The sequence below is a fragment of the Cognatiluteimonas lumbrici genome (assembly GCF_006476065.1).
Lineage (GTDB): Bacteria > Pseudomonadota > Gammaproteobacteria > Xanthomonadales > Xanthomonadaceae > Cognatiluteimonas > Cognatiluteimonas lumbrici.
This window is the reverse complement of sequence record NZ_ML636798.1, coordinates 573,521-599,202: the sequence shown is the minus strand read 5'-3', so window position 1 is coordinate 599,202 and position 25,682 is coordinate 573,521. Positions and strand designations below refer to the sequence as shown.

The 25,682-nt window shown below is 70.8% G+C and carries 21 protein-coding genes; 11 read left to right on the top strand and 10 right to left on the bottom strand.

What is annotated here, in order from left to right; genetic code table 11:
- Positions 1 to 28 precede the first annotated feature (28 nt).
- The 3 genes from lysS to E4F25_RS02905 all read left to right on the top strand — a co-directional run bounded on the left by lysS (position 29) and on the right by E4F25_RS02905 (position 4,917).
- Complete coding sequence (gene lysS, locus E4F25_RS02915) at positions 29 to 1,528, top strand: lysine--tRNA ligase (protein ID WP_140908748.1); 1,500 nt, start codon at positions 29 to 31, stop codon at positions 1,526 to 1,528.
- A 144-nt stretch (positions 1,529 to 1,672) separates the two neighbouring features.
- Positions 1,673 to 2,734 (top strand): response regulator, encoded by a 1,062-nt coding sequence (locus E4F25_RS02910; RefSeq protein ID WP_140908747.1) that lies wholly within the window; start codon positions 1,673 to 1,675, stop codon positions 2,732 to 2,734.
- Entirely contained in the window at positions 2,731 to 4,917 is a 2,187-nt protein-coding gene (locus E4F25_RS02905; protein ID WP_246069719.1) for an ATP-binding protein, read from the top strand. The genes E4F25_RS02910 and E4F25_RS02905 overlap by 4 nt, the downstream gene beginning before the upstream one ends.
- Before the next feature lie 27 nt (positions 4,918 to 4,944).
- Here E4F25_RS02905 and E4F25_RS02900 read toward each other — a convergent pair whose 3' ends face one another.
- Together E4F25_RS02900 and E4F25_RS02895 are read right to left on the bottom strand one after the other, a co-directional pair.
- A complete protein-coding gene (locus tag E4F25_RS02900; protein ID WP_140908746.1) occupies positions 4,945 to 5,811 on the bottom strand; it encodes a crotonase/enoyl-CoA hydratase family protein in 867 nt (288 codons plus the stop codon).
- 165 nt (positions 5,812 to 5,976) lie between these two features.
- Positions 5,977 to 7,653, bottom strand: coding sequence for a long-chain fatty acid--CoA ligase (locus E4F25_RS02895; protein ID WP_140908745.1), 1,677 nt, complete (start codon positions 7,651 to 7,653; stop codon positions 5,977 to 5,979).
- A 115-nt stretch (positions 7,654 to 7,768) separates the two neighbouring features.
- Between E4F25_RS02895 and E4F25_RS02890 the strand changes: the two genes are divergently transcribed.
- Positions 7,769 to 8,212 (top strand): nuclear transport factor 2 family protein, encoded by a 444-nt coding sequence (locus E4F25_RS02890; RefSeq protein ID WP_140908744.1) that lies wholly within the window; start codon positions 7,769 to 7,771, stop codon positions 8,210 to 8,212.
- A gap of 43 nt (positions 8,213 to 8,255) precedes the next feature.
- Here E4F25_RS02890 and acnA read toward each other — a convergent pair whose 3' ends face one another.
- From acnA to E4F25_RS02870, 4 genes are all read right to left on the bottom strand, one after another.
- A complete protein-coding gene (gene acnA / locus E4F25_RS02885) occupies positions 8,256 to 11,012 on the bottom strand; it encodes an aconitate hydratase AcnA (protein WP_140908743.1) in 2,757 nt (918 codons plus the stop codon).
- A 76-nt stretch (positions 11,013 to 11,088) separates the two neighbouring features.
- Positions 11,089 to 11,691, bottom strand: a complete 603-nt coding sequence (gene hflD, locus E4F25_RS02880; protein ID WP_140908742.1) for a high frequency lysogenization protein HflD — start codon at positions 11,689 to 11,691, stop codon at positions 11,089 to 11,091.
- On the bottom strand, positions 11,688 to 12,779 hold the full coding sequence (gene mnmA / locus E4F25_RS02875) for a tRNA 2-thiouridine(34) synthase MnmA (protein ID WP_407062822.1): 1,092 nt from the start codon (positions 12,777 to 12,779) through the stop codon (positions 11,688 to 11,690). The genes hflD and mnmA overlap by 4 nt, the downstream gene beginning before the upstream one ends.
- A 23-nt stretch (positions 12,780 to 12,802) precedes the next feature.
- On the bottom strand, positions 12,803 to 13,282 hold the full coding sequence (locus E4F25_RS02870) for an NUDIX hydrolase (protein WP_140908740.1): 480 nt from the start codon (positions 13,280 to 13,282) through the stop codon (positions 12,803 to 12,805).
- 25 nt (positions 13,283 to 13,307) lie between these two features.
- Between E4F25_RS02870 and clpS the strand changes: the two genes are divergently transcribed.
- Complete coding sequence (gene clpS, locus E4F25_RS02865) at positions 13,308 to 13,643, top strand: ATP-dependent Clp protease adapter ClpS (RefSeq protein ID WP_140908739.1); 336 nt, start codon at positions 13,308 to 13,310, stop codon at positions 13,641 to 13,643.
- Between the two features lie 57 nt (positions 13,644 to 13,700).
- Positions 13,701 to 15,974, top strand: a complete 2,274-nt coding sequence (gene clpA, locus E4F25_RS02860) for an ATP-dependent Clp protease ATP-binding subunit ClpA (RefSeq protein WP_140908738.1) — start codon at positions 13,701 to 13,703, stop codon at positions 15,972 to 15,974.
- A 77-nt stretch (positions 15,975 to 16,051) separates the two neighbouring features.
- Here clpA and infA read toward each other — a convergent pair whose 3' ends face one another.
- From infA to trxB, 4 genes are read right to left on the bottom strand one after another with little or no spacing between them, the layout of a single operon-like run.
- Positions 16,052 to 16,270 (bottom strand): translation initiation factor IF-1, encoded by a 219-nt coding sequence (gene infA, locus E4F25_RS02855; protein ID WP_027083105.1) that lies wholly within the window; start codon positions 16,268 to 16,270, stop codon positions 16,052 to 16,054.
- A 45-nt stretch (positions 16,271 to 16,315) separates the two neighbouring features.
- The gene (aat, locus tag E4F25_RS02850; protein ID WP_140908737.1) at positions 16,316 to 17,098 is read right to left on the bottom strand and encodes a leucyl/phenylalanyl-tRNA--protein transferase; all 783 of its coding nucleotides are present in this window, start codon (positions 17,096 to 17,098) and stop codon (positions 16,316 to 16,318) included.
- 14 nt (positions 17,099 to 17,112) lie between these two features.
- Positions 17,113 to 18,240, bottom strand: a complete 1,128-nt coding sequence (locus E4F25_RS02845; RefSeq protein ID WP_140908736.1) for a GNAT family N-acetyltransferase — start codon at positions 18,238 to 18,240, stop codon at positions 17,113 to 17,115.
- Positions 18,240 to 19,193: a thioredoxin-disulfide reductase gene (gene trxB, locus E4F25_RS02840; protein WP_140908735.1), complete on the bottom strand. Its 954-nt coding sequence runs from the start codon at positions 19,191 to 19,193 to the stop codon at positions 18,240 to 18,242. The genes E4F25_RS02845 and trxB overlap by 1 nt, the downstream gene beginning before the upstream one ends.
- 80 nt (positions 19,194 to 19,273) lie before the next feature.
- On the opposite strand from trxB, the gene ald reads away from it, so the two are divergent.
- The 5 genes from ald (at position 19,274) to E4F25_RS02815 (ending at position 25,652) form a co-directional block, all read left to right on the top strand.
- Positions 19,274 to 20,344 carry an alanine dehydrogenase gene (gene ald / locus E4F25_RS02835; RefSeq protein ID WP_140908734.1) on the top strand — a complete coding sequence of 357 codons (1,071 nt, stop codon included), beginning with the start codon at positions 19,274 to 19,276 and terminating at the stop codon, positions 20,342 to 20,344.
- A gap of 72 nt (positions 20,345 to 20,416) precedes the next feature.
- Positions 20,417 to 22,774: a DNA translocase FtsK gene (locus E4F25_RS02830; protein WP_246069718.1), complete on the top strand. Its 2,358-nt coding sequence runs from the start codon at positions 20,417 to 20,419 to the stop codon at positions 22,772 to 22,774.
- A gap of 76 nt (positions 22,775 to 22,850) precedes the next feature.
- Positions 22,851 to 23,471 carry an outer membrane lipoprotein periplasmic chaperone LolA gene (lolA, locus tag E4F25_RS02825; protein WP_140908732.1) on the top strand — a complete coding sequence of 207 codons (621 nt, stop codon included), beginning with the start codon at positions 22,851 to 22,853 and terminating at the stop codon, positions 23,469 to 23,471.
- A gap of 97 nt (positions 23,472 to 23,568) precedes the next feature.
- Positions 23,569 to 24,222 (top strand): hypothetical protein, encoded by a 654-nt coding sequence (locus tag E4F25_RS02820; protein WP_140908731.1) that lies wholly within the window; start codon positions 23,569 to 23,571, stop codon positions 24,220 to 24,222.
- A 47-nt stretch (positions 24,223 to 24,269) separates the two neighbouring features.
- Positions 24,270 to 25,652: a replication-associated recombination protein A gene (locus E4F25_RS02815; protein ID WP_140908730.1), complete on the top strand. Its 1,383-nt coding sequence runs from the start codon at positions 24,270 to 24,272 to the stop codon at positions 25,650 to 25,652.
- Positions 25,653 to 25,682: the final 30 nt, after the last annotated feature.

The following is a 25,682-nucleotide window of genomic DNA, read 5'->3' as shown; positions in this document are numbered from 1 at the left end:
GCGCCGCTCCCACGATCGGGGACCAGACATGACCGAAGGCGACGAGAACCACCTGATTGCCGAACGCCGCGCCAAGCTGGCGGCGCTGCGCGGGCAGGGCATCGCGTTCCCGAACGACTTCCGGCGGGTAGACCATGCCGGCGACCTGCAGGCCGAGTACGCCGACGCGGAACGCTGGACCGGCGAGGCGCTGGAGGCCGAGGGCCGCACCGTCGCCCTGGCCGGGCGGCTGATGGCCAAGCGGGTCATGGGCAAGGCCGCGTTCGCACAGGTGCAGGACGTGAGCGGGCGCATCCAGTTGTTCCTGCAGCGCGACGCGCTCGGCGACGCCTACCAGGCGTTCAAGGGCTGGGACATCGGCGACATCGTCGCCGCCACCGGCACCCTGATGCGCACCAAGACAGGCGAGCTGTCGGTCAAGGCCGACAGCCTGCGCCTGCTGGTCAAGTCGCTGCGGCCGCTGCCGGACAAGTGGCACGGCCTGGCCGACGTCGAGCAGCGCTACCGCCAGCGCTACGTGGACCTGATCGTGAGCCCCGAGGCGCGCGAGGTGTTCGTGCAACGTTCGCGGATCGTGGCGGCGATCCGGCGCTGGCTCGACGCGCGGCGCTTCCTCGAGGTCGAAACGCCGATGATGCATTACCTCGCCGGCGGCGCCACCGCGAAGCCTTTCACCACCCACCACAACGCGCTCGACCTGGACCTGTTCCTGCGCGTGGCGCCGGAGCTGTACCTCAAGCGGCTGGTGGTCGGCGGCTTCGAGCGCGTCTACGAGATCAACCGCAACTTCCGCAACGAAGGCGTCAGCACCCGCCACAACCCCGAGTTCACCATGCTCGAGCTGTACGAGGCCTACGCCACGTACGAGGACGTCATGGACCTGACCGAAGGACTGATCCGGGACGTGGCCAGGGAAGTGCTCGGTACCACGTCGCTGCAGTGGGAAGGCCGCGCCATCGACCTGGGCCCGCGCTTCCGCCGCTGGAAGCTGGAGGAAGCGGTGCGCGAGCTTAACCCGGGGATCACCGCCGCCGACTGCCGCGACCGCGACGCGCTCGCCGCGCATTGCGTGAAGCTCGGCATCCACGTGAAGCCGGGGTACGGATGGGGCAAGCTGCTGCTGGAGATCTTCGAGAAGACGGTCGAGCACACGCTGGTGCAGCCGACTTTCATCACCCACTACCCGGTGGAGGTCTCGCCGCTGGCGCGCGAGTCCGACACCGAGCCGGGCATCACCGACCGCTTCGAACTGTTCATCGGCGGCAAGGAGATGGCCAACGGCTTCTCCGAGCTCAACGATCCCGAGGACCAGGCCGCGCGCTTCCGGGCCCAGGCCGAGGCCAAGGCGGGCGGCGACGACGAGGCCATGCACTACGACGCCGACTACATCCGCGCGCTGGAGGTCGGCATGCCGCCCACCGGCGGCCTGGGCGTGGGCATCGACCGGCTGGTGATGCTGCTGACCGGCTCCGCCTCGATCCGGGACGTCCTGCTGTTCCCGTACATGCGCCCGGAGCAGGCCGGCTAGGGCAGGCCTGCCGGGAACGGGCTGGCTGAACCCCCGCCGGCGCGGCAAGGCGGGGGGCTTGCCCCTCGCCGGGGCAGCAGCGACCATGGCGGCCGGGCCGCGCAGGGATGGCGGGGCGACCGCCACGGGGACAGGGGGCCGACCTTGAACATCGTCATCGTCGATGACCAGACATCCGCGCGCGCGATGCTGCGCCACATCCTCGAGGACATCGGTCCGGAGCTGCAGGTGCACGACTTCGAGGCGGCACAGGCGGCGCTGGACTGGTGCGAGGACAACCGCCCGGACCTGCTGCTGCTCGACTACCGCATGCCCGGCATGGACGGGCTCGAGTTCGCGCGCCGCTTCCGCAAGCCGCTGATCCACCGCGACGTGCCGATCGTGCTGGTCACGGTGGTCGGCGACGAACCGGTGCGCCAGGCGGCGCTGGACGCCGGGGTCATCGACTTCCTGGTCAAGCCGATCCGCCCGCGCGAGCTGCGCGCCCGCTGCCGCAACCTGCTGCAGCTGCGCCAGCAGTCCGAATCGGTGAAGCAGCGCGCGCTGTCGCTGGAGCAGCGGCTGCTGTCGAGCATGCACGAGGTCGAGGAGCGCGAGCGCGAGACGCTGTCGCGGCTGGCGCGCGCCATCGAGTACCGCGATGCGGGCACCAGCGCCTTCCTCGAGCGCATGGCCCACTTCGCCGGCCTGATCGCCGAGGAACTCGGCATGTTCGAGGACGAGGTGCGGATGATCGAGCTGGCGGCGCCGCTGCACGACATCGGCAAGATCGCCATCCCCGACGCCGTGCTGATGAAGCCGGGCCCGCTCGACGAGGACGAGGTCGCGGTGATGCGCCGGCATCCGCGCATCGGCCACGAACTGCTCAGCGGCAGCCAGAACCGGTTCGTGCAGATGGGCGCGACCATCGCGCTGCGCCACCACGAGCGCTACGACGGCAGCGGCTACCCCGATGGTCTCAAGGGCGATGAGATTCCGCTCGAGGCGCGCATCGTGGCAGTGGCCGACGTGCTCGACGCGCTGCTCTCCAGCCGGCCGTACAAGGCGCCCTGGAGCCTGGACGAGGCCCTGGAATGGCTGCAGGGGCAGAGCGGCAAGCTGTTCGACCCGCGCTGCGTCGACGCGCTGGCGCGCAACCGTCCACGCCTCGAGGAGATCTGCCGGCGTTATTCTTCGGTCCGGACCAAGCCGGGACTGGACGCGTGAAGGCAACCGAGCTCGTCGCACTGGTGCGGCAGCGCTTCTCCGGGCGGCCCGACAGCGAGCATGGGCAGGCGCTGGTGCGGCTGGCGGTGCTGGCCGTGGTGCTCGCCTACATGCTGCTGCACGGCCCGCGCGGCATGGAGGAGGCGTACCACGACGTGCTGCTGATGGTGGCGGCGGGCTTCCTGGTCGGCACCTCGCTGGTCACCGCGATCTTCCTGCGCCCGGGAGTGTCGCGCGTGCGCCGCATCGTCGGCATGGTCTCGGACTACGGCCTGATGGCCGCGGCCATGATCCGGATCGGCGAGCCGCTGGCCTGGGTGTACGTGATCATCATGTGGGTCACGGTCGGCAACGGCCTGCGCTTCGGCAACCGCTGGCTGGTCGGAGCGGTGGCGATGGCCAGCGCCAGCTTCGGACTGGTGCTGCAGGCGAGCCCCTACTGGCAGCAGAACATGGCGCTCGGGCTGGGCCTGCTGGTCGGCCTGGTCGCGGTGCCGATGTACCTGTCGCGGCTGCTGCGCGCGTTGACCCGCGCCACCGAGGAGGCGCGCCGCGCCAACGAGGCCAAGAGCCGCTTCCTGGCCAACATGAGCCACGAGTTCCGGACCCCGCTCAACGGCCTGGTCGGCATGTCCGAACTGCTGGCGACGACCCGGCTCGACGCCGAGCAGCGCGAGTGCCTGGAGACCATCCAGGCATCGGCGCGCTCGCTGCTGGCGCTGGTGCAGGACGTGCTCGACATCTCCGCGATCGAGGCCGGCAAGCTGCGCATGGACCATGCCGAGTTCTCGCTCGGCGAGCTGGTGCGCGGCGTCGGCCTGATCCTGCAGCCGTCGGTGCGCGCCAAGGGCATCGACTACGACGTGTCGGTCGCGGCCGACGTGCCCGACCGGCTCCGCGGCGACGTCGGCCACCTGCAGCAGGTGCTGCTCAACCTCGCCGGCAACGCGGTCAAGTTCACCGACCAGGGCTCCGTGCGGCTGGAGGTCGCCCGCGTGGCCACCGACGCGCGCGGGCGCGTGCGGCTGCGCTTCACCATCGTGGACACCGGCATCGGGATCCCGGCATCGGCCCGCGCCAAGCTGTTCGAGGCGTTCGAACAGGCCGACGCCAGCCTGTCGCGGCGCCATGGCGGGACCGGGCTGGGCACCACCATCGCCAAGGGCCTGACCGAGGCCATGGGCGGCAGCATCGGCTTCGAAAGCTCCGAGAACGCCGGCAGCCGCTTCTGGGTGGAACTGCCGGTCGAGCCGGTGGAAGCCGAGGACGCCGGGGCGGACGGCGCCGCGCCCGCGGCCGCGCCGGCCACCGCCGCGGCCGGCGCACCCAACGTGATCGCGTTCGGGGATCCGTTCCTGCGCCATCGCGCGCGCGTGCGCCCGCTCACCGTCCTGGTGGCGGATGACCACGCGGCCAACCGCATGGTGCTGCAACGGCTGCTGCAGAAGGCCGGGCACAAGGTGGTCAGCGTCGAGACCGGGGAGGGCGTGCTCGACGCGCTCGAGGTCAGCGCCTACGACCTGGTGATCTGCGACCTGCACATGCCCGGCCTGAGCGGCCTGGACCTGCTCAAGCAACTGCGGGTGATGGAGGCCGGCAGCGGACAGCGCACCCCGGTGGTGGTGCTCAGCGCGGACGTCACCCCGGAAGCCATCCACCGCTGCAACCAGGCCGGGGCCAAGGCCTTCCTGGCCAAGCCGGTGGTTGCCGCGACCTTGCTGGACACCGTGGCCGGCATCGCCACCGGGAGCGGTGCCCCGACTACGGCGCCGCAGCCGGCCGCGACCCAGGCCTTCCCGCAGGCGCCCGGCTCCGTGCTCGACGCACGGGTGCTGGACGACCTGGCGGCCATGGGCATGGGGAGCAGCTTCGAGCAGCAGTTCGTGGTCCAGTGCCTGCGCGATGCCGAGGCCTGCCTGCAGGCGATGGACCTGGCCTGCCAGCGCGGGCAGTGGGACGCGGCCCGGGACCAGGCGCACGCGCTCAAGGGCGTGGCCGGCAACCTCGGCCTGGTGCGGGTGGTGGAGGCCAGCAGCGAGGTGCTGCACCTGCCGCAGTGGCAGCTCAGCCGCGAGTGGCGCCGCTGCGCGACGGCCCTGCGCGAGCGCATGGCCGAGGGACGCGCGGCGCTGGACGCGCGCGCCCGTGGCAAGGGCACCCGGGACGAAAGCGAGAGCGGTTAGTCCCCATCCCCCGGTTCGCGGAGTCCCCTAGGCAGCAGCCGCGGCGCGGCGCTTCTGCGCGTTGACGATGCGCTCCATGGTCCGCAGCGAGCGGTCCCCCAGGGCCAGCGCGGCGTCCACCCAGACCTCGGTGATCCCCATCAGCTCGTCGTAGCCGACCGGCTGCGCGATCTGCCGGACCTGGTTGAGCGCCAGGTGCGCCACCGGGCTGCGCTGCTGCTGGCGGATCAGGTCGCGCACCGCGGCCTCGCCCTGGCCCCTGGGCACGAGCACGTCCACGACGCCCATCGCGTGCATCTCCTCGGCGGTGAACATGTTGCCCTCGAGGATGATCTTCTCGGCCAGCTGTGCGGGCACGCGCTTGCACAGGAACGAGTAGGCGCCCATGCCCGGGAACAGGCCGAACAGCACCTCCGGCAGGCCCATGGTCGCGCCTTCCTCGGCGACGATGGTCTGGCAGGCCAGCGCCAGCTCGAGGCCGCCGCCCAGTGCGTCGCCCTGGACCAGCGCGATGGTGCGCACGTCGCCCCCGAGCGAGCCGTGGATCGCGTGCACGCCCTCGATGCAGCGGCGCGCGTAGGCCAGCAGCTGCTCGCGGTTCCCGGCACGGATCAGGCGCGCGAACAGTTCCAGGTCGCCGCCCAGGTTGAAGGCGTCGGCGTCGGACGCCAGCACCACGTGGCGCAGCTGCCCCGGGCGCCGCTGCGACTCGCGCAGGGTGATGGAGGTCAGGTAGCTCCACATGTCGTCCATCAGCGTGGTGCGGAAGCACGGCCGGGCGCCGCTGGCGGCGTCGGCGTGCATGTACAGCCAGTGCTCGGTGCCGGCGGGGTCGGCCTCCACCCGGATGGTGGGGAAGGAGTGGGTGCGCTGGAGCTTCTCGATGTTGTTCATTTCTCGAATCCTCGATAGGTCGCCGCCGGACGAGGCATGGACCGCGGCGGAAACGGTTCCACGCGCGGATGCTACACCCGCGGGGCGGGTGGGGCTCCAGGAAGGGAAAACCCGGGCAAGGTCGCCCGGAAGCGGAACGGGGCGCGCCGCGGGGCGCGCCGGGGCTCAGCCGGCGGCTTCGTCGCGCAGCTCGCGGCGCAGGATCTTGCCGACGTTGGTCTTGGGCAGCTCGTTGCGGAACTCCACCACGTGCGGCCGCTTGTAGCCGGTGAGCTGCTCGCGCGCGTAGGCCTTGACCTGCTCGGCGGTGAGGCTGGGGTCCTTGCGCACGACCACGACCTTGACCACCTCGCCGGACTTCTCGTCGGGCACGCCGACGGCGGCGACCTCGAGGATCCCGGGCATGCCGGCGAGCACGTCCTCGATCTCGTTCGGGTACACGTTGAAGCCCGACACCAGGATCATGTCCTTCTTGCGGTCGACGATGTAGAAGTAGCCCTTCTCGTCCATGCGCGCCATGTCGCCGGTGTGCAGCCAGCCATCGGCGTCGATCGCCTCGGCGGTTTCCTCCGGGCGGTTCCAGTAGCCCTTCATCACCTGCGGGCCCTTGATGCACAGCTCGCCGACTTCGCCGACCGGCAGCATGTTGCCGTCCTCGTCCTTGATGCAGGCGTCGGTGGACGGGATCGGCAGGCCGATCGAACCGTTGTACTCGGCCAGGTCCATCGGGTTGATGCAGGCCGCTGGCGAAGTCTCGGTCAGGCCATAGGCCTCGACCAGGGTGCAGCCGGTGGTCTTCTTCCAGCGTTCGGCGACCGCGCGCTGCACCGCCATGCCGCCGCCCAGCGTCAGGCGCAGCGAGGAGAAGTCCACCTGGTCGAAGCCCGGGGTGTTGAGCAGGCCGTTGAACAGGGTGTTGACGCCGGTGATCGCGGTGAACCTGGTCTTCGAGAGCTCCTTGACGAAGCCCTTCATGTCGCGCGGGTTGGTGATCAGGTGGTTGAGGCCGCCGAACTTGGTGAACACCAGGCCGTTCGCCGTCAACGAGAAGATGTGGTACAGCGGCAGCGCGGTGATGATGACCTCTTCGCCCGGGCGCAGGTTGCCGCCGACCCAGGCCGCGGCCTGCTCCATGTTGGCGACCAGGTTGCGGTGGGTGAGCATCGCGCCCTTGGCGGTGCCGGTGGTGCCGCCGGTGTACTGCAGGAAGGCGGTGTCCTCGGCGTCGATGCGGACCTCGGGGCGCGGCTGCATCGCGCCGATCGCCAGCGCCTCGCCGAAGCGGACCGCGCCCGGCAGCTCGTAGCGCGGCACCATCTTCTTCACGTGCTTGAGCACGAAGTTCATGATCGCGCCCTTGGCGCCGCCGACCATGTCGCCCAGCCCGGTGGTGATGGCCTGGCGCACGCGGGTACGGCCGATCACCTGCTGCACGGTGTGGCCGAAGTTGTCGAGCACCACGATCGCGCTGGTGCCCGAGTCCACCAGCTGGTGCTCGAGCTCGCGCGCGGTGTACAGCGGGTTGACGTTCACCACGGTCAGGCCGGCGCGCAGGATGCCGTGGGTCGCGATCGGGTGCTGCAGGCAGTTCGGCATCATGATCGCGACGCGGTCGCCGCGCTTGAGCTCGAGCTCGCCGAGCAGGTAGGCGGCGAAGCGCGCGCTGAGCTCGTCGAGCTCGGCATAGGTGATCACCTTGCCGAAGCTGGAGAACGCCGGGCGGTCGCGGAAGCGCTGGATGGCATCCTCGAGCACCGCCACCACGGACGGATACGCGTCGGGATCGATCTCCGCGGGGACGCCGGCCGGGTACTGGGCCAGCCAGGGGCGTTCGTGCTGCATGCGTTCCCTCCAGGACACGGTGCGTCCGGCACCGTACGGTCTTCACCGATTGGACCATAGCGCCATGGCGCCGGCAAGGCGCGCAGGCGCGCCGGTTTGCGCTTAGTCTGGGGCCATGGGGACATGGATCGCGAAGCGCGTGGCGCTTGCCGCCTGTGCCGGCCTGCTGCTGGCGGCATGCTCGCGGACGCCGCCGGAAACGGCCTTGCGCGGGCAGGTGGCGGCGTTGCAGGAGGCGGTCGAGGCGCGCGAGCCGGGGGCGATCCGGCGGCTCCTGTCCGAGGACTTCATCGGGCCCGGCGGCATGGATCGCGAGCGCGCCGTGCGCACCGCCCGGCTCGCCTTCCTGCGCCATCGCCAGGTCGGCGCCACCGTGGCCGGCCCGCTGCAGGTCGCGCTGCGCGAACGCGACGCCACGGTGTCGTTCGAGGTTGCGCTCACCGGCGGCTCCGGGGGCCTGCTGCCGGAGGTTGCGCGCCTGTACTCGGTGGAGACCGGCTGGCGCCTGGAGGACGGCGACTGGCGCCTGCTCAGCGCCAGCTGGGAGCCGCGCCTGTAGGAGGCGCCTGCAGGGGCCGGGCAGGCCCCGGCCCCGCAGGTAGTCAGGCCTTCTTCGCGGCGAGCTGCCGCAGCACGTAGTGCAGGATGCCGCCGTTGCGGAAGTACTCGACTTCCTTGGGCGTCAGCAGCAGCACGCGCACGTCGAAACGGGTCTCGCTGCCATCGGCCTTGCGCGCGACCACCGTGGCGGTGCGGCTGTCGCCGTCCTGCAGGCCGCTGATGTCGATCGTCTCGCTGCCGTCCAGGCCGAGGGTGCGCGCGTTCTCGCCGTCCTTGAACTGCAGCGGCAGCACGCCCATGCCGACCAGGTTGGAGCGGTGGATGCGCTCGAAGCTCTCGGCGACGACCGCCTTGACCCCGAGCAGCAGGGTGCCCTTGGCCGCCCAGTCGCGCGAGGAACCGGTGCCGTACTCCTTGCCCGCGAACACCACCAGCGGCGTGCCCTGGGCCTTGTACTCCATGGCAGCGTCGTAGATGGACATCTTGCTGCCGGCGTTCGGGCCGCTGCCGTGGAACAGGGTGTTGCCGCCTTCCTCGCCGCCCAGCATCAGGTTCTTGATGCGGATGTTGGCGAAGGTGCCGCGGACCATGACGTCGTCGTTGCCGCGGCGCGAGCCGTAGCTGTTGAAGTCGGCCGGCTGCACGCCGCGCGACTGCAGGAAGCGGCCCGCCGGCGAATCCTTCTTGATGTTGCCGGCCGGCGAGATGTGGTCGGTGGTGATCGAGTCGCCGAACAGGCCGAGCACGCGCGCCCCGCGCAGGTCCTCGATGCGGCCGACCTCCATGGTCATGCCTTCGAAGTAGGGCGGGTTCTTGATGTAGGTCGAGGCCTCGTCCCAGGCGTAGCTCTCGCCCTCGGGCGAGTCGATCTGCGCCCAGCGGGCGTCGCCCTTGAACACGTCGGCGTAGTTCTGCGCGAACATCTCCGGGCCGACGGTCGCGGCGATCAGGTCGCCGATCTCCTTGTTAGACGGCCAGATGTCGCGCAGGTAGACGTCCTTGCCGTCGCGGTCCTTGCCCAGCGGCTGGGTGGTCAGGTCGATGTCCACGGTGCCGGCGATGGCGAAGGCGACCACCAGCGGCGGCGAGGCCAGGTAGTTCATCTTCACCTCGGGGTGCACGCGGCCCTCGAAGTTGCGGTTGCCCGACAGCACCGCGGCGACCGCCAGGTCGTTCTCGGCGATGCCCTGCGACACCGCCTGCGGCAGCGGGCCGGAGTTGCCGATGCAGGTGGTGCAGCCATAGCCGACCAGGAAGAAGCCGAGCTTCTCCAGGTCCTGGAGCACCCCCGCCTTCTGCAGGTAATCGGTGACCACCAGCGAACCGGGCGCGAGCGAGGTCTTGACCCACGGCGCGGCCTTCAGGCCCCTGGCCGCGGCATTGCGCGCCAGCAGCCCGGCGCCGAGCATCACCGCCGGGTTCGAGGTGTTGGTGCACGAGGTGATCGCGGCGATCACCACCGATCCGTCCGCCAGCGGGTGCTCGCGGTCCTCGAGGCGGATCATCGATACCGGCTTGGCGGCCAGGCGTTCGGCTTGCGGCTGGCTGCCGCCCTCGGCGTCCATCCGCGCGGCCTCGCCGTTGCGCGGCGCTCTGTTGGCGATCAGCGGCTGCACGTGGGTGCGGAAGTTGTCGCCCATCTTCTCGAGCAGCACGCGATCCTGCGGGCGCTTGGGGCCGGCCAGGGACGGCTTGACGTCGGCGAGGTCCAGTTCCAGCGTGGCGCTGTACTGCGCGTGCGGCGAATCCGGCTCGTGCCACAGGCCCTGGGCCTTGGCGTAGGCCTCGACCAGCGCGATCTGCGCTTCGTCGCGGCCGGACAGGCGCAGGTAGCGGATCGCCTCGGCGTCGACCGGGAAGATGCCGCAGGTGGCGCCGTACTCGGGCGCCATGTTGGCGATGGTCGCGCGGTCGGCCAGAGACAGGTGCTGCAGGCCGTCGCCGAAGAACTCGACGAACTTGCCGACCACCCCCAGCGCGCGCAGCATCTGGGTCACGGTCAGCACCAGGTCGGTGCCGGTCGCGCCCTCGGGCAGCTTGCCGGTGAGCCTGAAGCCGACCACCTGCGGGATCAGCATCGAGGAGGGCTGGCCGAGCATCGCGGCCTCGGCCTCGATGCCGCCGACGCCCCAGCCGAGCACGCCGATGCCGTTGATCATGGTGGTGTGCGAGTCGGTGCCGAACACCGTGTCCGGGAACGCCATCAGTTCGCCGTCCACCTCCCTCGCCATCACCACGCGCGCCAGGTGTTCCAGGTTCACCTGGTGCACGATGCCGGTGCTGGGCGGGACCACCTTGAAGTCCTCGAACGCCTTCTGGCCCCAGCGCAGGAAGCTGTAGCGCTCCTGGTTGCGCTTGAACTCGATCCGGCTGTTGATGTCGACCGCGTCCGGGCGGCCGAACACGTCCACCTGCACCGAGTGGTCGATCACCAGCTCGGACGGGATCTGCGGGTTGATCTGGCTCGGCTTGCCGCCGAGCTTCGCCACCGCGTCGCGCATCGCGGCCAGGTCCACCACGCAGGGCACGCCGGTGAAGTCCTGCAGCAGCACCCGCGCCGGCATGAACGCGATCTCGGTGTCCGGCTCCGCCTTCGGGTCCCATCCCGCCACCGCCTCGATGTGCGCCGGGAGCACCGACACGCCGTCCTCGTGGCGCAGCAGGTTCTCCAGCAGGATCTTCATCGAGTAGGGCAGGCGCGCCAGGTCGAAGCGCTCGCCCAGCCTGGGCAGGCTGCAGTAGGAGAACGATTTGCCGCCGACGTCGAGGCGGGCGCGGGTGGCGAAGGAGTCGGCCATGCGAATGCTCCGTGACAAGGTGGGGGAAGGCCGCAAAAACACGCCTTCGAGCCCATTTATTATGCCGCAAACGCCGTCAGGCCGCCCGTTCGATGGCCTCCAGCATCGCCTGCCGGCGCAACAGGAAGTCCCACAGGCTGCCGCCAAGCTGCCGCCACAGCACCGCCGAACGCAGCGCCGCGAGCAGGACCGCCCGGATCTCGGCCACCACTGCCTGCTGGCCGAGGTAGTGCGGGTTGCCCTGGACCATCACCCGCGGCCGCAACCGGCTGACGGTGTCGGCGTACAGCGCACCGAGCGCGGCCAGCACGTCCGGGTGGGTGCTGCCCTGGCGCGCGGCCTGGTCGGCCAGGGCCAGGATGCCCTGCTGCACGCGCGCCGCCATCGGATCGCGGCTGAAGCGCCGCTCGAGCTGGACCACGGCCAGCGCCAGCCGCGGCAGCATCTGGTCGCGCGGCTCGTTGCGCAGGTAGCCGCGCAGCAGGAGCAACCCGGGCCGCACTTCGCCTGCGCCGCCATAGACGGCGGCCGGGGTTTCCGCGTCGATGCGGAACACGCTGTCCAGCGCGGTGGCCACGACCGACGCCTCGGACTGGCCGGTGTCGGCGATGCGGCGCACCTGGGCCAGCGCCTGCGCCAGGCCGGCGAGCGCGAGCATGCGGTCGACCGGCACGCTCATGCCGCCTGCTCCCGCAGCCGGGTTTCGAGCGGCGCGTCGGTGGCCGCGATCACCGCGCCGCCGAGGCAGTGGTCGCCGTCGTACAGGACCACCGACTGGCCGGGGGCGACGGCGCGCTGGGCGCCGTCGAAACGCACCCGCAGGGTGCCGTCTTCCATGCTTTCGACCTCGCAGGGCTGGGGGGGCTGGCGGTGGCGCACCTGCGCGCTGCAGGCGAAGCGGCGCGCGGGCGGGTCGCCCTCGATCCAGTGCGCCGGCTCGCTCCACAGGGTGGTGGACTGCAGCCAGGGGCTGTCGTGCCCCTGGTCCACGTACAGCAGGTTGCGTCCGACGTCCTTGCCGACCACGTACCAGGGTGCCTGGTCGCGGCCGCGGATGCCGCCGAGCTGCAGGCCGCCGCGCTGGCCCAGGGTGAAATGGAACACGCCCGGGTGCTCGCCGAGCGTGCGTCCGCGCGGGTCGCGGATCTCGCCCGGGCGCGCGGGGATGTAGCGCGACAGGAACTCGCGGAAGTCGCGCTCGCCTATGAAGCAGATGCCGGTGGAGTCCTTCTTGGCCGCGGTCGGCAGCCCGGCCTCGGCGGCGATGCGGCGCACCTCGCCCTTGGCCAGCGCGCCGAGCGGGAAGTCGGTGGCGGCCAGCGGCTCCTGGCCGAGCAGGTGCAGGAAATAGCTCTGGTCCTTGTCGCGGTCGAGCGCGCGCAGCAGCCGGTAGCGCCCGCCGTTGCGCTCCACCCGCGCGTAGTGTCCGGTGGCGATGCGCTCGGCGCCGAGCGCCAGCGCCGCGTCGAGGAAATGACGGAACTTGACCTCGCGGTTGCACAGCACGTCCGGGTTGGGCGTGCGTCCGGCCGCGTACTCGGCGATGAAGTGCGCGAACACGCCGTCCCAGTACTCGCGCGAGAAGTCGCGCACGTGCAGGCGGATGCCGAGCATGCCGCAGACCGCGACCGCGTCGCGGCGGTCCTCCTCCGCGCGGCACTCGCCGCTGCCGTCGTCGGCCCAGTTGTCCATGAACAGCCCGGCGACCGGCTCGCCGGCGCGCTGCAGGAGCAGGGCGGCGACCGAGGAGTCGACCCCGCCGGACATGCCGACGATGGTGCGTGCCGCGCTCACGGCAGCTTCCGCAGTGCCGACAGCGGCTGCCTGCGTCCGCCAAGGTAGTCCTCGACCACCTGCCAGACCAGCGGGCTGCGGTGGCGGTCGCGCGCGTCGGACAGTTCTTCCGGGGTCAGCCACAGGGCGCGTTCGATGCCGGTGTCCAGCGCGCGCCCGGGGTGCTCGCGCACCGGCTCGGCCGCGAACGCGAAACGCAGGTAGTGGCGACCCTCGCTGCCGTCGGGACGGGCGGGGGCCTGCCACTGGTAGGCGCCGACGAACGCCGTCAGGCGCACGTCCCAGGCGGTTTCCTCCAGGGTCTCGCGCAGGGCGGCTTCGGCCAGGCTCTCGTCCGGTTCCAGGTGCCCGGCCGGCTGGTTGATCACCAGGTGGCCGTTGCTGCGTTCCTCGACGCACAACAGGCGCCCGTCGCGGACCACCACCGTGGCCACGGTCACGTCGGGTTGCCAGAAGCGTCCTTCGCGATAGCTCATGCGGTGGCCATTCTATAATCCTTGCATGGCCAATACGCCCGGAAAAAACGGACAGGACGATGGCCACGGGCACGGCACCGTGGTGGAGACGGCGCGGCCGCAGGTCGCGCGTCCGCCGCTGTATTCCGTCCTGTTGCTGAACGACGACTACACGCCCATGGACTTCGTGGTCGAGGTGCTGGTGCGGTTCTTCGCCATGAACATCGAGAAGGCCACCCAGGTGATGCTCCACGTCCATACCCGCGGGCGCGGCGTCTGCGGCGTCTTCACCCGCGAAGTGGCCGAATCCAAGGTGGCGCAGGTGAACGAATACGCAAGGCTGAACCAGCACCCGTTGCTGTGCACCATGGAGAAGGCGTAGAGATGGAATTCACCGGCATGCCCCCCATATAGGCATCAGCCCAAAACGGTGACCCCAATGTTCAGCAAGGACCTCGAGTACAGCATCGGCCAGTGCTACAAGCGCGCCAGGGAGGCCCGTCACGAGTACATGACGGTCGAGCACCTGCTGCTGGCGCTGCTCGACAACCCCTCCGCCGAGGCCGTCCTGAAGGCCACCGGCGCCGATTTCGATCGCCTGCGCAGCGAGCTCGAGGACGCGATCGGGAAGTCGGTCGTGCGCCTGGACCTGGAGGACGGCCGCGACACCCAGCCGACGCTCGGCTTCCAGCGCGTGCTCCAGCGCGCCGTCTACCACGTCCAGTCCTCCGGCAAGAAGGAGGTCACCGGCGCCAACGTGCTGGTGGCGATCTTCGGCGAGAAGGATTCGCACGCGGTGTACTTCCTCAACCAGCAGGACGTGACCCGGCTGGACGTCGTCAACTACCTGTCGCACGGCATCGCCCGCCACGGCGGCGAGGAGCCGGGCGCCGGCGAGGACGCGCCGCACGCCGAGGGCGCGGAGGGGGAGGGCAAGGGCGACGCCCTGTCCGAGTTCGCCACCGACCTCAACGCGCTGGCGCGCGAGGGCCGGATCGACCCGCTGGTCGGCCGCGCCGACGAGATCGAGCGCACCATCCAGGTGCTGTGCCGCCGGCGCAAGAACAACCCGCTTTACGTGGGCGAGGCCGGGGTCGGCAAGACCGCGCTGGCCGAGGGCCTGGCCAAGCGCATCGTCGACGGCGAGGTGCCCGAGGTGCTGGCCGACGCGACCATCTACTCGCTCGACCTCGGCGCCCTGGTGGCCGGCACCAAGTACCGCGGCGACTTCGAGAAGCGCCTCAAGGGCGTGCTCGCGGCGCTGAAGAAGGTGCCGGGCGCGGTGCTGTTCATCGACGAGATCCACACCATCATCGGCGCCGGTTCGGCCTCGGGCGGGACCATGGACGCGTCCAACCTGATCAAGCCGATGCTCGCCTCGGGCGAGCTGCGCTGCATCGGTTCGACCACGTTCCAGGAATACCGCGGCATCTTCGAGAAGGATCGTGCGCTGGCGCGCCGCTTCCAGAAGATCGACATCGTCGAGCCGACCGTCGGCGAGGCGGTCGAGATCCTGCACGGCCTGAAGCCGAAGTACGAGTCGCACCACGGCGTGACCTACGCCGACGATGCGCTGCAGGCGGCGGTGGACCTGTCGGTCAAGCACATCGGCGACCGGCTGCTCCCGGACAAGGCGATCGACGTGATCGACGAGGCCGGCGCGCGCCAGCGGCTGCTGCCGGCCGAGACCCGCAAGCAGCTGATCGACGTCGAGGAGATCGAGGCGATCGTGGCCCGGATGGCGCGCATCCCGGCCAAGCAGGTCAGCGCCTCGGACCGCGACGTGCTGGCGCACCTGGAGCGCAACCTGAAGATGGTGATCTTCGGCCAGGACCCCGCGATCGAGACCCTGGCCAGCGCGATCAAGCTGTCGCGCTCCGGCCTGGCCAACCCGGACAAGCCGATCGGCAACTTCCTGTTCGCCGGCCCGACCGGCGTCGGCAAGACCGAGGTCACCCGCCAGCTCGCGCTGCAACTCGGCATCGAGCTGGTGCGCTTCGACATGTCCGAGTACATGGAGCCGCACTCGGTCTCGCGCCTGATCGGCGCGCCCCCGGGCTACGTCGGCTTCGACCAGGGCGGCCTGCTGACCGAGAAGATCGTCAAGACCCCGCACTGCGTGCTGCTGCTGGACGAGGTCGAGAAGGCGCACCCGGACATCTTCAATATCCTGCTGCAGGTGATGGACCGTGGCGTGCTGACCGACACCAACGGGCGCGAGGCGAACTTCCGCAACGTGATCCTGGTGATGACCACCAACGCCGGCGCGGCGCAGGCGGCGCGGCGCTCGATCGGCTTCACCCGGCAGGACCATTCGACCGACGCCATGGAAGTGATCCGGCGCAGCTTCAGCCCGGAATTCCGCAACCGTCTGGACGCGATCGTGCAGTTCCAGCCACTGGGCATGGACCACATCCTGCGCGTGGTGGACAAGTTCCTGATCGAGCTGGAGACCCAGCTGCACGAGAAGGACGTGACCCTCTCGGCGACCCCGGAGGCGCGCGAGTGGCTGGCCCGCCATGGCTTCGACCCGCTGATGGGCGCGCGGCCGATGGCGCGCGTGATCCAGGACCGGATCAAGCGCCCGCTGGCGGACGAACTCCTGTTCGGCAAGCTGTCGAAGGGCGGCCGGGTCAGCGTCGACGTGCGCGACGGCGAACTGGTCATCGAGACCCGCGCCGAACCGGAGAAGCTGCTGCCGGCGACGGTCTGACCCGTAGGAGCGGCGCTGGCGCCGGGACAGAAAAAGGCGGCCCTCGGGCCGCCTTTTTATTCAATCACTTACCGCGATTACTTCATGCGATACGTGATGCGCCCCTTGGTCAGGTCGTAGGGGGTCATTTCGACCTTGACCCGGTCGCCGGTCAGGATGCGGATGTAGTTCTTGCGCATCCGCCCGGAAATGTGGGCGATGATCTCGTGGCCGTTCTCCAGCCGCACCCGGAACATGGTGTTCGGGAGGGTTTCGGAGACCGTGCCTTCGAATTCGATGACGTCGTCTTTCGCCATGGGGTTCCTGTAGCGGGCGCCCGAATGGCCGGGCGCGAAAGTCCATCATTGTGGCACGCGCTTGCCCGGCGGCGCAAAACCGGCAGTGAATCCGGGGTCGGCGAGGGCGGAGGCGGGGAGGGTGCCGAAGCGTCCGCTCCAGGGGCCGCGCGGCTCGGCTTCGGCCACCAGTCCGGTCATCGCCGCGAGGAAGCGCGGGCGCGGCCACGGCTCGCCGCCGAGCGAGCGCAGGTGCGGGTTGTCGAGCTGGGCGTCGACCAGCGGCCAGCCCCACTGCCCGAGCCGCAGCGCCAGCGCGCCCAGCGCCACCTTGGAGCCGCCGCTGCGGGCGCTGAACATGCTCTCGGCGAAGAACATGCGCCCGACCGCGACGCCGTAAAGGCCGCCGACGAGGGCGTCGCCGTCCAGCACCTCGATTGAGTGGGCGTGGCCCAGGCGATGCAGCGCGGCATAGGCGTCGCGCATCGCCGTGACGATCCAGGTGCCGCCGTCCTGCCCGGGCCGGGGCGCGGCGCAGGCCTCGACCACCGCGTCGAACGCGGTGTCCGCGCGCACCACCCAGTCGCACCCGCGCAGGGCCCGCCGGAAGCGCCGCGCCAGGTGCACCGCTTCGGGGCGGAACACCATGCGCGTGGACGGCGACCACCACAGGATCGGCTGGCCCTCGGAGAACCACGGGAAGATGCCGTGCCGGTAGGCGTCGAGCAGGCGGGCGGGGGAGAGGTCGCCGCCGACCGCGAGCAGGCCGTCGGGCTCGCGCAGGGCCCGGGCCGGGTCGGGAAAGCCCGCGTCCGGGTCGTCGGACAGGACGGTCAGCTGCGCGCTCATCCGGGCATTCTCGGTCACTCGCGGAAGGGCGAGCGGTCGCGCAGCGCCGCCGCATACCGCCGCACCGCCTCCGCTTCCTCCGCGCACCAGGGCGCCAGCGCCGCGGCGAAGCCCGGATCTGCGACATGGTGCCGGCTGCGCACGAAGCAGGGCAGGAAGCCGCGCGCCAGCTTGTGCTCGCCCTGCGCCCCCGGCTCGAACGCGACCAGGCCCTCGCGCAGGCAGTAGTCGATGCCCTGGTAGTAGCAGGTCTCGAAGTGCAGGCCGGGCAGCGGCTCGTCCAGCGCGCTGCCCCAGTAGCGCCCGTACAAGGTGTCGCCGCCGCGCAGGCACAGCGCGCCGGCGACGTCGCGACCCTCGCGGCTGGCCAGCACCAGCACCAGCTGCCGCGGCATGGTGCGCGCGAGGTGGCGCAGGAAGTCCAGCGTGAGCGCCGGGGTGTTGCCGTAATCGGCAAAGGTGCGCAGGTAGAAGTCGTGCATCGCCGCCAGCTCGGCGTCGCTTGCCTCGTCGCCGTGCAGCACCCGGAACGACACCCCGGCGCGCGCGACCTTCGCCCGTTCCTGGCGGATGTTCTTGCGGTGCCGGTGGTCCATCGCCGCGAGGAATTCCGCGAAATCGCTCCAGCCGGCCTCGTTGCGCCAGTGGTACTGCACGTCCAGCCGCGGCAGCCACGTGGCGTCGAACAGATCGTCCTCGCCGGCCTCGTGGAAGTTGACGTGCGCCGAGGACAGCCCGGCCCGCGCCACCACCGCCTGCATGGCCTCGAGCAGCGCGCGCCGGGCGCCGTCGTCGCGCGCCAACAGCCGCGGCCCGGTCACCGGCGAGTAGGGCACCGCGCAGAGCAGCTTCGGGTAATAGTCGTGGCCGTGCTGCATCCACGCGTGCGCCCAGGCGTGGTCGAACACGAACTCGCCGTGCGAGTTGCCCTTCAGGTAGCAGGGCGCGGCGGCGACCAGCCGGCCGCCGTCCCACAACCCGAGGTGCCAGGGCGTCCAGCCAAGGCGCGGGTCGATGACGCCGGTGCGCTCCATGCCGTCGAGGAACGCGTGCGCGACGAACGGATTGCGCCCGTCGTGCAGCGCATCCCAGTCGTCGGCGGGGATGTCGGCGAGCGCGCGGTGGATCCGCGCGTCCGCCATCAGCCGTCCTTGTCGAGGAACTTCTCGGCGTCGAGCGCGGCCATGCAGCCGAAGCCGGCGGAAGTGATCGCCTGGCGGTAGTGCTGGTCGGTGACGTCGCCGGCCGCGAACACGCCCTTGACCGAGGTCTCGGTGGCGCCGCCCGCCAGGCCGGACTTGATCGAGATGTAGCCGTTGTCCATCGCCAGCTGGCCCTCGAACAGGCCGGTGTTCGGGGTGTGGCCGATGGCCACGAAGAAGCCGTGCGCGGCGATCTCGCGGGTGCTGCCGTCCTGCGTGGACTTGACCCGCAAGCCGGTCACGCCGCTGTCGTCGCCGAGCACCTCGTCCACCACGTGGTGCCAGACCGGCTCGATCTTCCCGGCCTGGACCTTGGCGAACAGCTTGTCCTGCATGATCTTCTCGGCGCGCAGGGTGTCGCGGCGGTGCACCAGGTAGACCTTCCGCGCGATGTTCGACAGATACAGCGCCTCCTCGACCGCGGTGTTGCCGCCGCCGACCACGACCACGTCCTGGTCCTTGTAGAAGAACCCGTCGCAGGTGGCGCAGGCGGACACGCCGCGGCCCTTGAACTTCTCCTCCGACTCCAGCCCCAGGTACTTGGCGGTGGCGCCGGTGGCGATGATCAGCGCGTCGCAGGTGTACTCGCCGCTGTCGCCGACCAGGCGGAACGGGCGCTGCGACAGGTCGGCGGTGTGCACGTGGTCGAACACCACCTCGGTGTCGAAGCGCTCGGCGTGCTTCTGCATGCGCGCCATCAGGTCCGGGCCCATCAGGCCTTCGACGTCGCCCGGCCAGTTGTCCACCTCGGTGGTGGTCATGAGCTGGCCGCCCATCTGCAGGCCGGTGACCACCACGGGCTTGAGGTTGGCGCGCGCGGCGTACACGGCGGCGGTCCAGCCGGCGGGGCCGGAACCGAGGATCAGCAGGCGGGAATGCTTCGTGGAGGTCATGTTCGGAGTGGTCTCGCGGGTATAATTCGTCGGTTCATTATCCCCCACACGGCATCCGCCTGGCACAGAGGTTCATCGACATGCGTATCGGCGTTCCCAAGGAAACCAAGACCCTCGAAGGGCGCGTCGCGCTCGTGCCGGCCGCGGCCGGCGACCTGGTCAAGCGCGGGCACGAGGTCTGGCTCGAGAAGGACGCCGGGCTCAAGAGCGGCTTCAGCGACGAGCAGTACACCCGCCTGGGGGTCAGGATCGCCCCGGATGCGGCCGGCCTGTACGAAAAGGGCGAACTGATCGTCAAGGTCAAGGAGCCGATCGCCGGCGACCTGCAGCACCTGCGCAAGGACCACCTGCTGTTCTGCTACCTGCACCTGGCGGCGGAGCCGGAGCTGACCCGCAAGCTGCTCGACATCGGCCTGACCGGCGTCGCCTTCGAGACCGTCGAGCTGCCCAACGGCGACCTGCCGCTGCTGGCGCCGATGTCGATCATCGCCGGGCGCATCGCCACCCAGGTCGGGACCACGCTGCTGCACCAGCCGCAGGGCGGCAAGGGCAAGCTGCTCGGCGGGCTGCCGTCCACCGAGCGCGGAAACGTCGTGGTGTTCGGCGCCGGCAAGGCCGGTGGCGGCGCCGCCGCCCTGGCCGCGGCCGCGGGCGCCAACGTCACCGTGTTCGAGATGCGCACCGACCGCATGGACGAGATGATGCGGCTGGGCCCGAACGTCACCGCGCTGTACCCGTACCACGACGTGGTCGCCAGCAAGGTCGCAGCGGCGGACCTCGTCGTCGGCGCGGTGCTGGTCACCGGCGCCAAGGCGCCCAAGGTGCTGACCCGCGAGATGCTCAAGGGCATGGAGCCCGGCAGCGTGCTGGTGGACATCGCGATCGACCAGGGCGGCTGCTTCGAGACCTCGCGCCCGACCACCTGGAAGGAGCCGACCTACGTGGAGGAGGGCGTGACCCACTTCTGCGTCACCAACATGCCGGGCGCGGTGCCGCAGACCTCGTCGCAGGCGATCTGCGCGGCGATCCTGCCGTGGGTCAACAAGATCGCGGCCGGCGGCGACTGGCGGAAAGACGAGGCACTGGCCCGCGGGATCAACGTCGAGGGCGGCCGGCTGGTCCATCCGGCGCTCCAGGACATGCTCTCCTGACGGGACTGGCCGAGGCGGGCTTCTCCTGTATATTCAAGCGCTAACGGGGATCAGCTGAGACAGCACATCACGGTGGCGCAGGCAGCAGCCAGTCGCAGGAAGAACACGACGCAGGGCACCCGGCGCGGCGGCACCCCGCCGACCGGGCGCCAGCGCCTGTGGCGCGACATCGCGCTGATCCTGGTCGCTCCGCTGCTGCTCTACCTGCTGGCCAGCCTGCTGACGTTCTCGCCGCAGGACCCGGGCTGGTCGCATTCGGGCAGCATCACCGCGCCGCTGCACAACGTCGGCGGCCGGGTCGGTGCCTGGCTGGCCGACGTCCTGCTGTACCTCACGGGCTACGTCGCGTTCACCCTGCCGCTGGTGCTTGGCCTGGTGGCCTGGATCGCGCTGTTCGGGATGGACGCCGACAACGAGGCCGAGCTCGGCCCGGCGCTGCGCCTGGTGGGCATCGTCGGCTTCATCGTCTCGGCGACCGGACTGCTGTACCTGCGCATCGGCGCGGTGCCGGATTTCCCGGGCGGCAGCGGCGGCATCCTCGGCGAGCAGGTCGGGCGGTCGCTGTTCCGCGCCTTCGGGCCGATGGGCGGCAACCTGTTCCTGCTGGCGCTGCTGCTGGTCTCGATCACGCTCGCGACCGGGCTGTCCTGGCTGGCGGTGATGGACCGGCTCGGGCAATGGACGCTGGCCTTGCCGGGGCTGCTGTCGAAGTTCGTGCGCACTTCGAGTCGAGAGGCGGACCAGTGGCAGCAGCGGCGCGCGCTGCGCGAGGAGCGCGAGGAGGTAAGGCGCACCGACAGCGAGCTGCGCGCCAAGCGCGCGCCGGTGAAGATCGAACCGCCGGCGCCGCCGCAGGTGGAGAAGAGCGACCGCGCCAAGCGCGAGCAGCAGATCCCGCTGTTCCACGGCGTCGGCGACGCTTCCGGGATCCCGCCGCTGGCGCTGCTGGACGATCCCAAGCCGCAGGCCAAGGGCTACGACGAGCAGACCCTGGAGACGCTGTCGCGGCAGATCGAGTTCAAGCTCAAGGACTTCCGCATCGACGCGCAGGTCGTCGGCGCGTACCCCGGCCCGGTGATCACCCGTTTCGAGATCGAGCCGGCGCCGGGCATCAAGGTCAGCCAGATCTCCTCGCTCGACAAGGACATCGCGCGCGGGCTGTCGGTGAAGGCGGTGCGCGTGGTGGACGTGATCCCGGGCAAGTCGGTGATCGGCCTGGAGATCCCGAACTCGCACCGGGAGATGATCTATCTCAGCGAGCTGCTGCGCTCGCGCGAGTACGACAAGTCCGCCAGCCCGCTGACCCTGGCGCTGGGCAAGGACATCGCCGGCCGGCCGACGGTCGCCGACCTGGCGCGGATGCCGCACCTGCTGGTCGCCGGCACCACCGGCTCGGGCAAGTCGGTCGCGGTCAACGCGATGGTGCTGTCGCTGCTGTACAAGGCCAGCGCGCAAGACGTGCGCATGCTGATGATCGACCCGAAGATGCTCGAGCTCAGCGTCTACCAGGGCATCCCGCACCTGCTGGCGCCGGTGGTCACCGACATGAAGGAGGCCGCCAACGGCCTGCGCTGGTGCGTGGCCGAGATGGAGCGCCGCTACAAGCTGATGTCCGCGGTCGGCGTGCGCAACCTGTCCGGCTTCAACAAGAAGGTGCGCGACGCGGCCGACGGCGGCCAGCCGATGCTCGACCCGCTGCACAAGCCCAACGCGGACGCCGGCGAGGCCCCGCGCACGCTCGAGCCGCTGCCGTTCATCGTGATCGTGATCGACGAGTTCGCCGACATGATGATGATCGTCGGCAAGAAGGTGGAGGAACTGATCGCGCGCCTGGCGCAGAAGTCGCGTGCCGCCGGCATCCACCTGATCCTGGCCACGCAGCGGCCGTCGGTGGACGTGATCACCGGCCTGATCAAGGCCAACATCCCGACCCGCATCGCGTTCCAGGTCTCGAGCAAGATCGACTCGCGCACCATCCTCGACCAGTCCGGCGCGGAAACGCTGCTCGGCCACGGCGACATGCTCTACCTGCCGCCGGGCACGGCCATGCCCGAGCGCATCCACGGTGCCTTCGTCAGCGACGAGGAGGTGCACCGCGTGGTCGAGCACCTCAAGCAGGGCAGCGACGGCCCCAACTACATGGACGGCGTGCTCGAGGACGTGCAGTCGCTCGGCGACGGCACCGTGGTCGGCGCCACCGGCCTGCCGGAGAGCGACGGCGGCGACGAATCCGACCCGCTGTACGACCAGGCGGTGCGCATCGTCACCGAGACCCGGCGCGCGTCCATCTCCGGCGTGCAACGGCGGCTGAAGATCGGCTACAACCGGGCCGCGCGGCTGATCGAGGCGATGGAGGCCGCGGGCATCGTCAGCCCGCCGGAGCACAACGGCGACCGCACGGTCATCGCGCCGCCGCCGCCAGCGCCCTAGGGGGGTTCCGGGGCCCTCAACCGCGCGTTCAGGTCGGCCTCCGCAGAATCGGATGCAGCCCCCAGGAGCCCCCACCATGATCCGATCCGTCCTTGCCATCGCCGCCGGCGTGCTGCTGCTCGCGGGCAACGCCTTCGCCGGCGCGCGCGACGACCTCGACGCCTTCACCAAGGGCCTGAAGGGCCTGCGCGCGGATTTCACGCAGCAGGTCTACGACCCCAACGGCAAGCTCAGGGAGACCTCGAGCGGGGCGGTGGCGCTTTCCGCGCCGCGCCTGTTCCGCTGGGAGTACAAGAAGCCGTACGAGCAGCTGATCGTCGCCGACGGCGAGCGCGTGTGGGTCTACGATCCCGACCTCGAGCAGGCCACCCGGCGCGCCCAGGGCGACGCCGAGCAGGGCAGCCCGCTGGCGGCGCTGATCGACCCGGGCCGCCTGGACCGCGACTACATCGTCGAGGAGGCCGGCAGCGAGGGCGGCCTCGACTGGCTGGTGGTCAAGCCGCGCCAGGCCGACGGTGCGGGCTTCAGCTCGGCGCGCCTGGGCTTCGGCGCGAACGGGCTGGAGCGGATGCAGTTCACCGACGCGCTCGGCCAGAAGAGCGTGATCCGCTTCGGCGAATGGCAGCGCAATCCCGCCTTCCCGGCGAACGCGTTCAAGTTCTCGCCGCCGTCCGGCGTGGACGTGATCGAAGGCTGAACGCGGACGCCCACGGCGCGCCGCGTCACGGGGCATCCACGCAGCAGCAGGCAAAGTCCGGCGCAACGCTCCTGGAGCCGGGAGCCGGGGAGTCCCGATGCGCAACGCCCTTCCTTCCGTCGCCGCCGTGTCCGCGTTGCTGCTCGCAGCCACGCTCGGTGCCGGGCTGCCCGTGACCGGGACCCTGGCGGCGGCTCCGGCACCGCGGGCCGAGTCAGGGCTGCCGTTCGACGCGGCCGTGGCCGCCGCCGTGCGCGACGCCTTCGACGGCACCGCCGTGCAGGTCGAACTGACGCGCGTGGACGTGGTCGGCGCGCACCCGGCGCAGCGCGAGCTGCTGGCGCACGGACGCATCGCCGTCGCCGGTTCCGGCTGGATCCCGGTCGAGGTCGCCGCGCTGTACGACGTCGCCAGCGCCACCGCGAGCGCGCAGCGCATTTCGCTGCCGGGCGCCGACGCGCCGCGCGCCGCGGATGGCGCGCTGGCGGACGGCCTGGCCGAAGAGGCCGCGCGCCGGCTGCGCGACGAGTTCGCCGGCCAGCCCGCGACGCTGCAGCTCTCCGGCGTGCGCGCCGCCAGCGTGGCCGACGGCCTGCTGGTGCTGGATGCAACCGGGCGCGCCGACTTCGGCGGCGAAGGCGTCGCCGCCGCAGCGGTGCACGCGCTCTACGATGCGCGCAACGGGCGCTGGCTGCGCGTGGACTACCAGCTCGGCGACGACGGCCTCGGCGATCCGGTCGCCGGCCTGTAGGAGCGGCGCTCGCGCCGCGACCCTCGCGGCTGCAGTATCGTTCCGGCATGCCGCGCCGTGCCGACCCCCCGACGACACCCGACCTGCTCGCTGGCGACAGCGATGCGCTGAGGCCGCTCGCGGAGCGCATGCGTCCGCGCTCGCTCGACGAGATGGTCGGGCAGCGCCGGCTGCTCGCGCCCGGCTCGGCGTTGCGCCGCGCGATCGAATCCGGCCGCGTGCACTCGATGATCCTGTGGGGCCCGCCGGGCTGCGGCAAGACCACGCTTGCGCTGCTGCTGGCGCAATACGCCGATGCGGAGTTCCGCGCGATCTCGGCGGTGCTGTCCGGCCTGCCGGACGTGCGCAAGGTCCTGGCCGAGGCCGAGTCGCGCTTCGCCGGGGGGCGGCGCACGGTGCTGTTCGTGGACGAGGTGCACCGCTTCAACAAGGCGCAGCAGGATGCGTTCCTGCCGCACATCGAACGCGGCACCATCCTGTTCGTCGGCGCCACCACCGAGAACCCTTCGTTCGAACTGAACTCGGCGCTGCTCTCGCGCTGCCGCGTGCACGTGATGGAGGCGCTGTCGGTCGACGACATCGTGCTGGCGCTGGAGCAGGCGCTCGCGGACGAGGACCGCGGGCTCGGCGGACGCGGGCTGCAGGTCGGCCGCGACCAACTCGCGCTCATCGCGCAGGCGGCCGACGGCGACGTCCGCCGCGCGCTGACGCTGCTGGAAATCGCCGCGGAAGTCGCCGACGAAGGCGGGGCGGGGAAGGGCGGCAGCATCACCGACGCCACCCTCGCGCAGGTCCTGGCCGACCGCACGCGCCGCTTCGACAAGGGCGGCGAGCAGTTCTACGACCAGATCTCGGCCCTGCACAAGTCGGTGCGCAGCTCCAATCCCGACGCGGCGCTGTACTGGTTCGCGCGCATGCTCGACGGCGGCGTCGACCCGTCCTACCTGGCGCGGCGCCTGACCCGGATGGCGGTGGAGGACATCGGCCTGGCCGATCCGCGCGCCCTGCAGATGTCGATCGACGCCTGGGACGCCTACGAGCGCCTCGGCAGCCCGGAGGGCGACCTCGCGCTGGCGCAGGTGGTGATTTACCTCGCGGCCACCGCCAAGTCGAACGCCGGCTATGCCGCGTACAACGCCGCCCGCCGCGACGTCTCCGAATACGGCACGCTCGAGGTGCCGCTGCACATCCGCAACGCGCCGACGAAGCTGATGAAGCAGCTCGGCTACGGCAAGGGCTACCAGTACGACCACGATGCCGAGGGCGGCATCGCGCTCGACCAGACCGGCTTCCCCGACGCGATGGGCGAGCGCGTGTACTACGACCCGGTGCCGCGGGGCCTGGAACTGAAGCTCAAGGAGAAACTCGACGCCTTGCGCGCGGCTCGCGAGCAGGCTCGCGGAGGACAGTCGCGCGACGGCGACTCCTAGACGACGTCCTCTTCACGACGCGGTCCAGTC